The organism is Hyalangium sp. (assembly GCF_035629615.1).
Lineage (GTDB): Bacteria > Myxococcota > Myxococcia > Myxococcales > Myxococcaceae > Hyalangium.
This window is the reverse complement of sequence record NZ_DASPHO010000366.1, coordinates 1-10,653: the sequence shown is the minus strand read 5'-3', so window position 1 is coordinate 10,653 and position 10,653 is coordinate 1. Positions and strand designations below refer to the sequence as shown.

Sequence of the window (10,653 nt, the reverse complement as noted above, 5' to 3'; positions counted from 1 at the left end):
GGCGAGCATGCGGCCCGCTTGGACTCGCGAACTCCCGCCACCGCCGCCGTCCCCTGCGCGCTTGCTTCGCTGCCTGCCCCATAGGAGGGTGGGCGGTGAACGCAGCCCTTCCCCTCTGGACGGAAATCCCATGCGCCTTCGCCGTGCCTCGTTGAGCGTTGTCCTCGTTGCCCTCGGTCTGCTGTCTGCCTGTGCCTTGCGCCCCCATTACAAAGACATGGTGCAGCCGGTGGGTGCCCCGCAGCAGGCCGTCGATGGACAGACCCTGGTGATGCGCTTGTTGGACCCGAGCACGGGACAGCCCATTCAGGGCGCCAAGGTGCTCGCCGGGACGGAGCGTTCGCGCCTGTCCGCTACGAGTGATGCCGAGGGCCGCATCTCCGTGCCTGTGTCCCAGGCCCTGATCAAGGAGAACCCGCTGGTGGAGGTGGTGCTGCCCAAGGGGGTGAAGGCGTACCAGTTCCAGGTCCTCCGCCCGACGGAGCCTCCCGCAGCCGAGCCTCCCGCCTCCCAGCCCGCCGCGCCTCCCACCCCCCAGCCCGCCGAGCCTCCCGCAGAGCAGACTCCGAGCTCCACGGGCACACCGGCTCCCACAAGCCCGGCGCCTCCCGAGACGCCCGCCGCGCCGCCGGCTCCGAACGCTCCCAACCCTGGGACCTGATGAGCGGAGTGGGACGCCAGGCGAGCCGGTGTGGCCTCGCCCGGAGCCGCCGAGTCCTCAGCCCAGCTTCGCGCGGAGGAACTCCACCGTGCGCGTCCACGCCAGCTCGGCGTTCGGCTTCGAGTACACCTTGGGGCGCGTGTCGTTGAAGAAGGCGTGGTGCGCGTCGTAGCGGTGGAGCTCCACCGGGACGTTGGCGCCCTTCAGCTTCTTCTCCAGCGCGTCCACCCGGTCCGGCGAGCACCAGTCATCATGCTGCGCGAAGTGGCCCAGCACCGGCGCGCGGATCTTCGTGAGGTCCGCCCTGTCCTCGCCCGGGATGCCGTAGAAGGGCACGCAGGCGGCGATCTCCGGATCCGTCGCCGCGACGAAGAGCGACACGGCGCCGCCCATGCAGAAGCCCATCACCCCCACCTTCGTCCCCGGCTTGCGCTGGCGCAGCGCCTCGGCTGCACGCCGCAGGGACTCTCCTGCCTGCTTCCAATCCATCGTGGAGAGGTACTGCTGGGCGGTGGCCTCGTCCTTCGCCACCTTGCCTCCGTAGAGATCCGCCGCGAAGACCGTAAAGCCCTCGTGCGCCAGCCGATCCGCCACGTCGCGGGTGTGCTCGTTGAGACCCCACCACTCGTGGATGAGCAGCACCGCGCCCTTCGCGGTGCCCCCAGAGGGCTCGCTCAGGGAGCCCGGGACTTCCTTGCCGTCCGTTCCGTTCAGCTGCGTGGCCTGCGTCATGGGTCGACCCTCTCTTGAGTGACAGGAGGCGGCACCTTAACGCTCGAGCCGACCCTGGAGGCTCGAGACTTCAGCGGAACCAGCGCAGGAGCCGCCGGCCCTGTCGCCTCCTGTACGCGACGAGACGCCGCGCGAAGTCCGCGGGCAGGGAGGTGAAGCGCACGCCATAACACCCGCGGGCGCGCTCTCCGGCGTGCTGCCGCATCCACACCACCTCTCCCTCGAAGGGGAACTCCGCGCCCTCCAGCGTGAGGGTGCCCTGCAACGCAGTGCCCGGCTTCACCGGCTGGAGCATCTCGGCCTGAAAGCCCTGGTGGGACACGTCCGAGGTATAGACAGGGAGCATTCCCTTCAGGCGCACGGCAAGACGGTGGGCATGACGCGGAATGGCGCGGGGGCGGTACATGCCTGTAAGCCTGCCACCCCACCCGAGAGCGGCAAGTTTCCGGCGTGCTGGCAGAGCGGGAGCAGATGCTCCAGATTGCAGAGGCGGGGAGGTATCCATGTCGAAGGCGTTCACCAAGGAGGACAGCGGAGGCGACGAGGGGCTCGTTCCTGCACGGCCGCGCACCTGGCAGGGAGAGAAGCGCTACATCACCCCGGAGGGCTACCGGGCACTTCAGGAGGAGCTGGCCACCCTGCTCGGACCGGAGGCGGGCGGCGAGGGGCAGACCGGGTTGGATGCGGGGGTGCGCAAGCGGGAGCGTGAACGGCGTGCGCAACAGCTGGCGGACACGCTGGAGGAGGTGCGGGTGGTGAGCCCCGAACCTACTCAGGAGGGACGAGTCTTCTTCGGCGCCTGGGTCTCGCTCGAGGATGAGGATGGGGGAGAGGTGACCTACCGCATCGTGGGTCCGGATGAGGCAGACGTGAAGGCAGGCCGGCTCAGTGTGGAGTCGCCCCTTGCGCGGGCGTTGCTTGGCAAGGAGGTGGGCGAAGCCGTCCAGGTGGAAAGGCCCCGAGGAGCAGTGGAGTACACGGTGACTCAAGTCACCTACACGCCTCCTACCCACTGAGCCTCCGGGAGGGCGGGAGGAGGGTGCCGTGGGCTCCCGAGGAGACAAGCCCTGTAACCTTGGGCGTACCTGGGGAGTAGAGTGAGGGAGGTTCTCGGTGTGTCGTGCGCTCGAGGCCGCCTCGCCATGACGCCCTCTTCTGCTCCTCGCCTCCCGCTCCGGCTCCGCCTGCTGCTTCATGGCGGTTCGGTGCTCGTGGCGCTCTTCACCTTCGTCTACGCGCGCCTCGTCTGCACCTTCATCTGCAGCCTGTCGCCGCCGGTGCTGGCCCGCACCGTCATCCTGTTGGCGCTGTTCCACATGGTGCTCCGCGAGCTGCTGCTGCGGCTCCTCCCTTCGTCGACGGAGCAGAGCACCCCCGCTCGCCGGGCCTGGCAGCTGTCGGTCCTCTCGTGGGTGCTGACAGGCCTGCTCGCCGTCGTCCTGCATGCCACGCGCTACCCGACGTTCCCCGTCGCCAGCCACCTGAAGTTCGCCGTGGGCTATTGCCTGCTGGGCGGCGGGTTGCTCGCGCAGGTGGAATATCTCCTCTTCGAGAACGCGCTGCCGTCCACGCCCAATCTCTCCCTCGCAGCGAAGCTGCGAGAGCGGCTCGGGCGCCGGCTGATCGAGGGCTACGTCATCTTCACCACCGTGCCCGCGGGGATCATGCTCCTCACCCTGCTGCGGTTCATCGACGAGCTCAAGGGAGAGCGGCAGTACGTCATCGAAGCGGCCATGCTCGCCATTGGCTTCACGGGCGTGGCGCTCGCGGCGGCGATCGCCTACGGCCGGAGCCTGCGCCGGGACTCGGAGCGGCTGCTCGAGGCCGTGCGCCGGGTGGGGGGTGGGGACTTCCAGTCCACGGTTACCACGAGCCGCCCGGATGAACTGTCCCTCGTGGCCGCCGGCATCAATGAGATGGCGGGAGGGCTCCAGCTCCGCGAGCGCATCCGCGAGGCGTTCGGCCGCTTCGTCTCTCCTCAGGTCGCCACCGAGTTCATCGAGAAGTACGCGCGCCACGGAAAGTCAGCGGTGCTCGGAGGCAGCCGGCGGGACGTGGTGGTCCTCTTCAGCGATCTGCGTGACTTCACGCGCCTGTCCGAGACCCTGGAACCCGAGGTGCTCATCGAAGTGCTCAACGGCTACTTCCAGGAGATGGTGGCCGCCATCCAACGCCATGGAGGCATGGTGGACAAGTTCATCGGGGACGCGGTGCTCGCCACCTTCGGGCTCACCGGGAGCCAGGGCGATCCCGCCATTGCGGCGGTCTCCGCGGGGGTGGAGATGCTGCGGCGCCTGGAGGCCTACAACGCGAAGCTTGCCGAGCGGGGGCTGCACCTGCGCGCCGGCATTGGCATCCACGCGGGCGAGGCGGTTGCGGGCTACCTCGGGAGCACGGACCGGATGGAGTTCACCGTCATTGGCCACACCGTCAACGTCGCCTCCCGCATCGAGGGACAGGCGCGTGAGCCCCTGCCGCCGCTGCTCTTCAGCCAGGAGGTGGCCCGGCGGCTGGGTGACGCGTTCCCCGTCCAGGAGGTGGGCACGGTGCCGCTCAAAGGCGTGGCGGGAGAGATGAGCCTGCTCACCGTGGCAGGAGAGGCGCGGCCTGTCCGAGCCGCCTGAGGCGGGTGCGAGGGGGGCTCGCGGCGGCCCTGCCGGCGGGTATGATGGACGGGTCCTTCACTGGGAGCCACCGAGATGAAGCGCTTCGTCATCGTCTTCTCCAATGAGCCGAGTGAGCCCGCCCCATGGATCGCACGTGCCTGTGAGTCCGCGAAGGTGACCTACCTGGACAACGATCCGATCACCACGGAGATTGCCAAGAACCCGGAGGCGCAGAAGCAGCTGCTCTCCAACATCCCTCCGGGAGAGAACACAGCGCTGTCTCCCCACTACAAGGCCGCGCTGGAGAAGGTGGCTGGCAAGGAGCAGCGCATCGGCCTCTACAGCAACAGCTGGCTGCTCTACCTGGGGCAGGCGGAGGGCTGCGTGCTGGACTTCTCCGGGCTGGAGGCCCAGCGCAAGCAGGGCCTGGCTGGCGGCATGAAGCAGCAGGACGTGGACGACTACTTCAACAAGTATAGCAAGCAGATGGAGGAGCGCGCGCGGAAGTATCTGCCGCAGGAGCGCATCCTCGTGCTGCCCACGGCCGAGTCCGACGCGAAGAAGGCCGAGCTGGCCGCTGACTTCATCCGCAAGCTCGCCTGAGCCTTCCGGACTCGTTGTTCAGGCCACCACCGACGATCCCGGCAGCCGAGTGGACTAGCCGCTCGAGGTCTTCTTCAGGGAACGCATCTTCGAGCCGCTGGGGATGAAGGACAGCGGCTTCAGCGTTCCGGCAGAGCAGCTCGACCGGATGTCCGCCTGTTACATGCGCAATCCTGCGACGGCGAAGGGACTTTTGTTAGGCGCTCTCAGCTCAAGTTTCTCGCATACCCCAGGCTGCACGCCTGAAAGCAGTCCACCACCATTCGGATCCAGGAAGCGCTCGATCAGGCGCGCCTGCTCCGCCTTGCTCGTGTGGTACTTCTGGTACGTGTTCACGGCTCGGCTGCCTGCTCTCAAACTGGCCTGACTTCAGGAAGGTCCGGAGCTCCCTGAGCAAGCGACCCGTAAACGGGTACGAATCTGAAAGCCGTGTACTTTTGGAACCTCTACGACAACGAGTGCCAAGGCGAGCTGGAAGACCCCACCAACTGCCCCGGCTACTGGCTCTACAAGCTTGGCGGGAGCGAGTCGAAGGCGCTCAAGGTCTTCCGTGACACCGTGAACTGGTGCACCGCGAGCAGCTCGCTACGCAGACGGGAGGCCGGGTGTTCACGGCGCAGGACGCGCGGGACGTCGCGGGCGCCATCCTCGATGCGGTGGCGACACCTCAGCCGACGTTCCTCGTGCACGGCTTCGTAGTGCCCCTCCATGGTGGACAGGCTCAGGTAGCGAGCAGCGCGCGACGGCGCAGCAAGTTGAAGTGCGAGCTTGGCCCCGGCCAGAGGGCCAACCCAGGCCGCAGGGGAGTGAGGCTGACGTCGCCACAGAGCCACCAGGCCCAACTGCTCACCGTCACCGTCCCCACCTCTGCGAAGCGGCGTTGATGGAAGCTCTCCATCCCATGTGAAAGGCGCCCCTCGTCAACCACCGCTCAACTCCTGCCGGTGGTCCTTGATGAGCTCCTCGAGGAGCAAGTGCTGGGCCTTGTCACGCGCGCGGAACTCCACGCCCGTGCCAGGGAGCAATGGTGAAGACCCACTGATAAGTGCGATCGCACCGCGCCCCGGATGTTCGAGGGGAACGATCGCCAACGATGCTCCGAGCTCGGTGAGCGAGAATCCCATTCGTGTGAAGAATTCGTAGGTCTTGGCCGGAGTCTCAGGATTCGGCCCCAGGTCGTAGGACGGCGTTTGCTGGTCCGGGACGTCCAAGCCGACTTGAGCCACGACCACTGCTCGTAGTAAGTCGGAGAAGGTCGGGAAGGGCTGCTCGGCTGCGACCTTGCCGCTCACCAGTCGCTCTGCGCGAATGCGGATGATCGCTGCGTCACGTCTGTCGGGTGTCGGACGGGACAGATCGAAGAAGTCGTCCGGATGGCGGCCGTTGTAGTCGTCCTCGCCAATGGCGAACTTGAGGTAACGACGAGGATCGGGCCGCTGTTGTTGATGATCTCCGAGATCCTCGAGCAGCACCGAGATCGAGGTCGTGCCCCACATCAGCCTCAAGGCGCCGGTCGATGCGCCCATGGTCGCGAGGAACTCGCGATACACGCGAGGCAGCGCGTCGAGCCCTCCATGTGGCTGGGCCAGCACAGCGACCTGGTCGGCCGTGGCCGGTTCGAAGCCATGAGTGCTCCGGGGCCTCCATCGCTCCATGAACGTGAGCAAGCCCTTCATCGACAAGGGAGGGGGAGCCTTGAGTAACTCCGACCAGGTCATTTGCCCGTGCACGTTTGCCTCTCTTTGTCGCATCGGGCCATGAACAGCGTGTCCTGACAGGACTGACAGGAGAGCACGGTGGACTCCTTCTTGCGTCGCATGTTGACGCGTTTCCCGTCCGTCGTGTCGTCGTCCTTTGTAGCCTTGAGTTCTTCCTCGGTTGGAGGCGTCCAAGGCTTGTTCTCTGGAGCGAACTTGTCGGGGCCGCGGTAGATGACGTTGAAGGTCAACGTGTCCTTGTTTGCACCCGAGGGAGAGAAGTACATCTCGCTCATCGAGTGCGCGACGTGACCGCTCCTGCCGATGAGTTTGGCGCCTGCACAGGCACCAGGGCGGTTGTTGTATCCTTGCTCAGGCTTAGGTGTTGCGAGGTGCTTACGCATCGTGGCGCGCCACCGATCTCTTATCGCGATTTGGGATGCGAGGTCTTTGTTGGGGTTCCTGGCGAGGATGTCACCCAACGTGGCAGCCAAATCGATGACCTCGCAACCGTGACTCCTAGCGATCTCTTTGAACCCGTCAGGCGTCTCGTCGCCCGATATCGCGGCAAATTTCTCTTTGTTGATGCACACCATGACCCCGAACATGTACCCGCTAGAGCCGCGGCGATGCTTCTCAAGCGTCGGGAGCTCCTTCTCAAGGTCCGCGATCGCTTTCTCCCGCTCCGCAATGGTCGACGGTTTGGGTTTGGTGGGTTGCTCATCAAGGCGCCTGCGTTTGGTCTCCTCCTTCTTGAGGTCCTCCTTGTGCCGTCGCAGTTTTTCCTCGCGCGCCTGGAGATCCTTGAGGATCTTGTTGGCGATATCGAGGCTCTGTTCCTCTTCCTTCAGCTCGAGCACCGCGTGCTCGTCCGGCTTGTTCTGACAGATGGGACACAGCCCCTGGAAGTCGTCTCCGTAGGCGAATCCCGTGCCCCCCTGTGACATGAACGCGGTGTTGAACGAGTTGCCGTTGTGCTGGGTGACGTCCATGAACCGGGCCACGCCCTTGCCCTCGAACTTCACGTCGATGCTGGAGGAGCCCCAGGTCAGCTTGCCCTTGGTCTTGGACGAGACGAGCCCTCCACCTGCCGTTCCAGGCTCGTCGCCCATGCTCGTGCTCAGGTTGGAGCTTGCGAGCGCGACGGAATGCCCCTCGATGTGGACCGTCGTGGTCCCCTTGGCCAGATCGCTATCGGAGGCCACGTTGACGTAGGGCACGGGGATGGGGCCGCCCGGCGACGGCGTCTTGCAGACATCAGGGGCCGCTGCCGTGTGCTTGAGGCCATCGCCTTCGTGGAGGATCGAGCGTCCGTTGGCGAACACCTTTGTCATGGCTCGCATTGAATCATCCCTCCAGGCGCGACTCAAAGCGTGTCCCTGAATGGCCTGGGCATTGCTGGGCTTCTCGGGATGGAGGCGGCGGGAATCGAACCCGCATCAAGGCGGAAGCAAAACCCTAAGCAGGTCGCGCTGTTACCGGCTAACGCCTTGATGTTTCACCGGATCGTTCCCCCGCTCCGTCCCGTCTCGTCCCGTCTCGTCCCGTTCAATTCCCCGCTGGAGGGGCACACTGGGGGCACATGCGGTGCCCTTCCCGCCTCACCGGCTGCGCTTCCAGGTTAGGCAATGGGCCCGTGGAGCTGGGCAAGCGGAGAGGCACGCCTGTGGGCCCCGGCGTGCTCCCCACGTCGAAGCGAGTGGAGTGCGCGAGCGTCTGACGCTCGCGGGCCTCCGTGGAGTGCGCGAGCGTCGAGGCTTGCCTGCTGGGGTGGTGGAGCCCTTCTGGCGGGGGCCCTGCGGCAGCACTAGAACCATGGAGGTGAACACACCTCCTGATGGAAGCCACCAGCGAGCGAACCCGATCCTTGTCGGCACTGCCTGTGGCATCGGGGCGGCGTTGCTGTTCGGTCTCAGTCCCCCGCTGGTAAAGCTGCTGCTCCCCGCGAGTACACCGGCCATGCTCGCCGGGTTGCTCTACCTGGGGGCGGGCCTCGGGCTCCTAGCCGTGCGCCTCGTTTCGCGATGGAGAAGGATCGGGAACGCCGGACGCGAGGCACAGTTGCGCCGGAGTGATCTTGCTCCTCTGGTGGGAGTCATCGTCACGGGCGGCATCGTGGGGCCCGTGTTGATGCTCGTGGGCCTCGGGCGTGTGTCCGGCTCGGTGGGGTCGCTGCTGCTCAACCTGGAAGCCCCCTTCACGATTGCTCTGGCCGTGGTCTTCTTTCGTGAGCACCTGGGAAGACGGGAAGCCCTCGCGGCTCTCGTCATCGTCGCCGCTGCGGCCCTGCTGAGCTTCCAGAGCGGGGAGGTTCACGCCGACTGGCTGGGCGTGCTGGCTCTGGCTGGAGCGTGCTTGTCCTGGGGACTGGATAACAACCTGACTCAGCGCCTCTCGGTGCGCGATCCGGTGGCCGTTGTCCAGGTGAAGGCGCTAGGGGCCGGTGCCTGCAACGTGGCTCTCGCGCTCGTGCTGGGCGCAAAGGTGCCAAGCGGGCCGTACCTGCTGATCGCCGGAATAGTAGGGCTGGCCTGCTATGGCGTAAGCATTCTTCTGGACGTGTACGCACTGCGGTTGCTCGGCGCCGCCCGAGAGGCGGCTCTCTTTGCCTCGGCTCCGTTCGTGGGCGCGCTCGCGTCCGTGATCATCTTGGGGGAACGGCTGAGCGCGCGCGGGGTGGGAGCGCTGTTGGTCATGGCCCTCGGTGTCGTCCTGCTCGTCCGGGCCCGCCACGCCCACCCCCATACTCACGAACCCCTAGAGCACGACCACCTGCACGCTCACGACGAACACCACCAGCACGAACACCCGCCCGGAATGGACACCTCCGAGCCGCACAGCCATGCACACAGCCACGCGCCGTTAACGCACGATCACCCCCACGTTTCCGACTTGCACCACCGGCACGCGCACCGGAAGTCGTGAACGCGCTGCGGGACTCGTCTAGGCCCGGGGACGACGGCCAGCCCCCTGCGGGCTGCGGGCGCTCACTCCTGGCAGAAGCAAGGCGGCCAAGCGCGCCAGAGCCTTGATCCTCGGGCTGTCCAGGCGAGCGAGGCGGCGCAATAGGCGCCGCTTCTCGGGCGTGTCATTCACGCCCGGTGGCACTGTGCTTGCCCCGGGGACGCGCTGCGACAGCTCCAGCTCCGAGAACCCCATCAATTCATGCGGCCCGCTTCCGAGCGTCAGACACAGGCGCAGCAGCGTGGGAACGCTCGGCATCACTGCTCCTCGCTCCATGCGCCCGTAGACTTCGGGGTGTGTGCCGATGGCTTCGGCGACTTCTGCCTGAGTCATGCCCGCTCGCTTGCGTGCTTGCTTCAACGTCGCGCTGAGGGTGGCCCCTAACCGGCGCTGTCGGATCTCGATGTGTCGGGGCACACGGGACACCCTGCGGGCGCGTGTGGTGGTGGGCTGGGCGCGTGCAGCGCTGGAAGTTTTCGCGCGCGAGACTTTCACGGTGCTAGATCCCTTGATCGCCGTCCTGCCGGACGGGTTGAGGCCCCCAGAGGGGCTAGTGGCGTACAACTACGGCCAGAGACGCCCGGGGGCCGCCGAGCGTCTCAGGCCTCCTCACTCGTAGCCGTCCAGCTCGAAGGCAAGCCGCTCCCGTTCTCGGCACGACGCCGAGGGGCTGCGGGAAACGCGAAGGGAGCGAGACGCTGGCTAGTTGGTTCCGCCGCGCTCGGTGGTGATGTCCTCTTCCGCCATCATGGCGGGTGGTAGCTGATCCTCGTTCGTGGGACTGAGCACGCTGCGATTCAGGCGGGCACCCGAGAGCGAAACAAGGATCTCCTCTAGCGCCTCATTGGCTCCATAGGGGACTCCCAGCGAAGACAAGCCCTCCCGCAGATCGGCTTCCAGCTCAGCCGCCGACTGATAGCGATCTACCGGCTCCCGCTGGAGCAACCTGCGGACGATGGAGCGGAGCGGCTGCGCGAGCGGCTCGGTGATCTCGTCCACGTCCTGTGAGGTGAACGTGGCCGCTCGCAGGATGCAGTCTTCCGCGTGCTCCGGTAGGTCTGCCTCCGTGGCGATGATGGCGGCATCCAGAACCTTGCCCTTGACCCTCTCCGTTAGAGCTTCCTCCAAGTCATCGGGCCGCACGTTGTCCATGCTGTAGAGGTGACGCCACGTTGCCAGTTCCAGCAGTACCAGCCCGAGCGAGAACAGGTCCGAGCGCGGATCGGTCTCCTCGCAGAGCAGCGCCTCGGGGGAGCAATAAAACACGTCACCTTGAGGGCGCGGCAGCGTCGATGCCACCCGGCCCGGCAGCAGCGAGCGCGCGCGGGCGAAGTCCGTCAAGAGCACCTCGCCCTCGGGCCCCAGGAAGACGCGAGCCGGGTTCAGGTCT

The 10,653-nt window shown here is 66.3% G+C and carries 12 protein-coding genes; 6 read left to right on the top strand and 6 right to left on the bottom strand.

The window, feature by feature from the left end; translation table 11 throughout:
* The first annotated feature begins 130 nt into the window (after nucleotides 1-130).
* Entirely contained in the window at nucleotides 131-661 is a 531-nt protein-coding gene (locus VD972_RS18810; protein WP_324988903.1) for a hypothetical protein, read from the top strand.
* A 57-nt stretch (nucleotides 662-718) separates the two neighbouring features.
* Here the strand turns inward: VD972_RS18810 and VD972_RS18805 are convergent, their stop codons facing one another.
* Both VD972_RS18805 and VD972_RS18800 read right to left on the bottom strand, forming a co-directional pair.
* On the bottom strand, nucleotides 719-1,393 hold the full coding sequence (locus VD972_RS18805; protein ID WP_324988901.1) for a dienelactone hydrolase family protein: 675 nt from the start codon (nucleotides 1,391-1,393) through the stop codon (nucleotides 719-721).
* A 70-nt stretch (nucleotides 1,394-1,463) separates the two neighbouring features.
* Entirely contained in the window at nucleotides 1,464-1,739 is a 276-nt protein-coding gene (locus VD972_RS18800; protein WP_324988899.1) for a PilZ domain-containing protein, read from the bottom strand.
* Nucleotides 1,740-1,896: 157 nt separating this feature from the next.
* Here VD972_RS18800 and VD972_RS18795 point away from each other — a divergent pair, with 157 nt between their 5' ends.
* The 4 genes from VD972_RS18795 to VD972_RS18780 all read left to right on the top strand — a co-directional run bounded on the left by VD972_RS18795 (nucleotide 1,897) and on the right by VD972_RS18780 (nucleotide 5,486).
* Nucleotides 1,897-2,409, top strand: coding sequence for a GreA/GreB family elongation factor (locus VD972_RS18795; RefSeq protein ID WP_324988897.1), 513 nt, complete (start codon nucleotides 1,897-1,899; stop codon nucleotides 2,407-2,409).
* 126 nt (nucleotides 2,410-2,535) lie between these two features.
* A complete protein-coding gene (locus tag VD972_RS18790) occupies nucleotides 2,536-4,017 on the top strand; it encodes an adenylate/guanylate cyclase domain-containing protein (protein WP_324988895.1) in 1,482 nt (493 codons plus the stop codon).
* Nucleotides 4,018-4,092: 75 nt separating this feature from the next.
* A complete protein-coding gene (locus tag VD972_RS18785; RefSeq protein WP_324988893.1) occupies nucleotides 4,093-4,602 on the top strand; it encodes a hypothetical protein in 510 nt (169 codons plus the stop codon).
* A 605-nt stretch (nucleotides 4,603-5,207) separates the two neighbouring features.
* A complete protein-coding gene (locus VD972_RS18780; protein WP_324988891.1) occupies nucleotides 5,208-5,486 on the top strand; it encodes a hypothetical protein in 279 nt (92 codons plus the stop codon).
* A 36-nt stretch (nucleotides 5,487-5,522) separates the two neighbouring features.
* On the opposite strand, the gene VD972_RS18775 is transcribed toward VD972_RS18780, so the two are convergent.
* Both VD972_RS18775 and VD972_RS18770 read right to left on the bottom strand, forming a co-directional pair.
* A complete protein-coding gene (locus VD972_RS18775) occupies nucleotides 5,523-6,278 on the bottom strand; it encodes a hypothetical protein (protein ID WP_324988889.1) in 756 nt (251 codons plus the stop codon).
* Nucleotides 6,279-6,316: 38 nt separating this feature from the next.
* On the bottom strand, nucleotides 6,317-7,633 hold the full coding sequence (locus tag VD972_RS18770) for a PAAR-like domain-containing protein (RefSeq protein ID WP_324988887.1): 1,317 nt from the start codon (nucleotides 7,631-7,633) through the stop codon (nucleotides 6,317-6,319).
* A gap of 481 nt (nucleotides 7,634-8,114) precedes the next feature.
* Between VD972_RS18770 and VD972_RS18765 the strand changes: the two genes are divergently transcribed.
* The gene (locus VD972_RS18765; protein WP_324988885.1) at nucleotides 8,115-9,224 is read left to right on the top strand and encodes a DMT family transporter; all 1,110 of its coding nucleotides are present in this window, start codon (nucleotides 8,115-8,117) and stop codon (nucleotides 9,222-9,224) included.
* A gap of 18 nt (nucleotides 9,225-9,242) precedes the next feature.
* On the opposite strand, the gene VD972_RS18760 is transcribed toward VD972_RS18765, so the two are convergent.
* Together VD972_RS18760 and VD972_RS18755 are read right to left on the bottom strand one after the other, a co-directional pair.
* Entirely contained in the window at nucleotides 9,243-9,596 is a 354-nt protein-coding gene (locus tag VD972_RS18760) for a helix-turn-helix transcriptional regulator (RefSeq protein ID WP_324988883.1), read from the bottom strand.
* Between the two features lie 369 nt (nucleotides 9,597-9,965).
* On the bottom strand, nucleotides 9,966-10,653 hold a 688-nt coding region (locus VD972_RS18755), incomplete at its 5' end, for a protein kinase domain-containing protein (RefSeq protein ID WP_414654085.1).

Excerpts from the sequence above, each read along its gene's own strand:
- VD972_RS18810 (WP_324988903.1), top strand. The coding sequence starts at position 131 with ATGCGCCTTCGCCGTGCCTCGTTGAGCGTTGTCCTCGTTGCCCTCGGT.
- VD972_RS18805 (WP_324988901.1), bottom strand. The coding sequence starts at position 1,393 with ATGACGCAGGCCACGCAGCTGAACGGAACGGACGGCAAGGAAGTCCCG.
- VD972_RS18800 (WP_324988899.1), bottom strand. The coding sequence starts at position 1,739 with ATGCTCCCTGTCTATACCTCGGACGTGTCCCACCAGGGCTTTCAGGCC.
- VD972_RS18795 (WP_324988897.1), top strand. The coding sequence starts at position 1,897 with ATGTCGAAGGCGTTCACCAAGGAGGACAGCGGAGGCGACGAGGGGCTC.
- VD972_RS18790 (WP_324988895.1), top strand. The coding sequence starts at position 2,536 with ATGACGCCCTCTTCTGCTCCTCGCCTCCCGCTCCGGCTCCGCCTGCTG.
- VD972_RS18785 (WP_324988893.1), top strand. The coding sequence starts at position 4,093 with ATGAAGCGCTTCGTCATCGTCTTCTCCAATGAGCCGAGTGAGCCCGCC.
- VD972_RS18775 (WP_324988889.1), bottom strand. The coding sequence starts at position 6,278 with ATGAAGGGCTTGCTCACGTTCATGGAGCGATGGAGGCCCCGGAGCACT.
- VD972_RS18770 (WP_324988887.1), bottom strand. The coding sequence starts at position 7,633 with ATGACAAAGGTGTTCGCCAACGGACGCTCGATCCTCCACGAAGGCGAT.
- VD972_RS18765 (WP_324988885.1), top strand. The coding sequence starts at position 8,115 with ATGGAGGTGAACACACCTCCTGATGGAAGCCACCAGCGAGCGAACCCG.
- VD972_RS18760 (WP_324988883.1), bottom strand. The coding sequence starts at position 9,596 with ATGACTCAGGCAGAAGTCGCCGAAGCCATCGGCACACACCCCGAAGTC.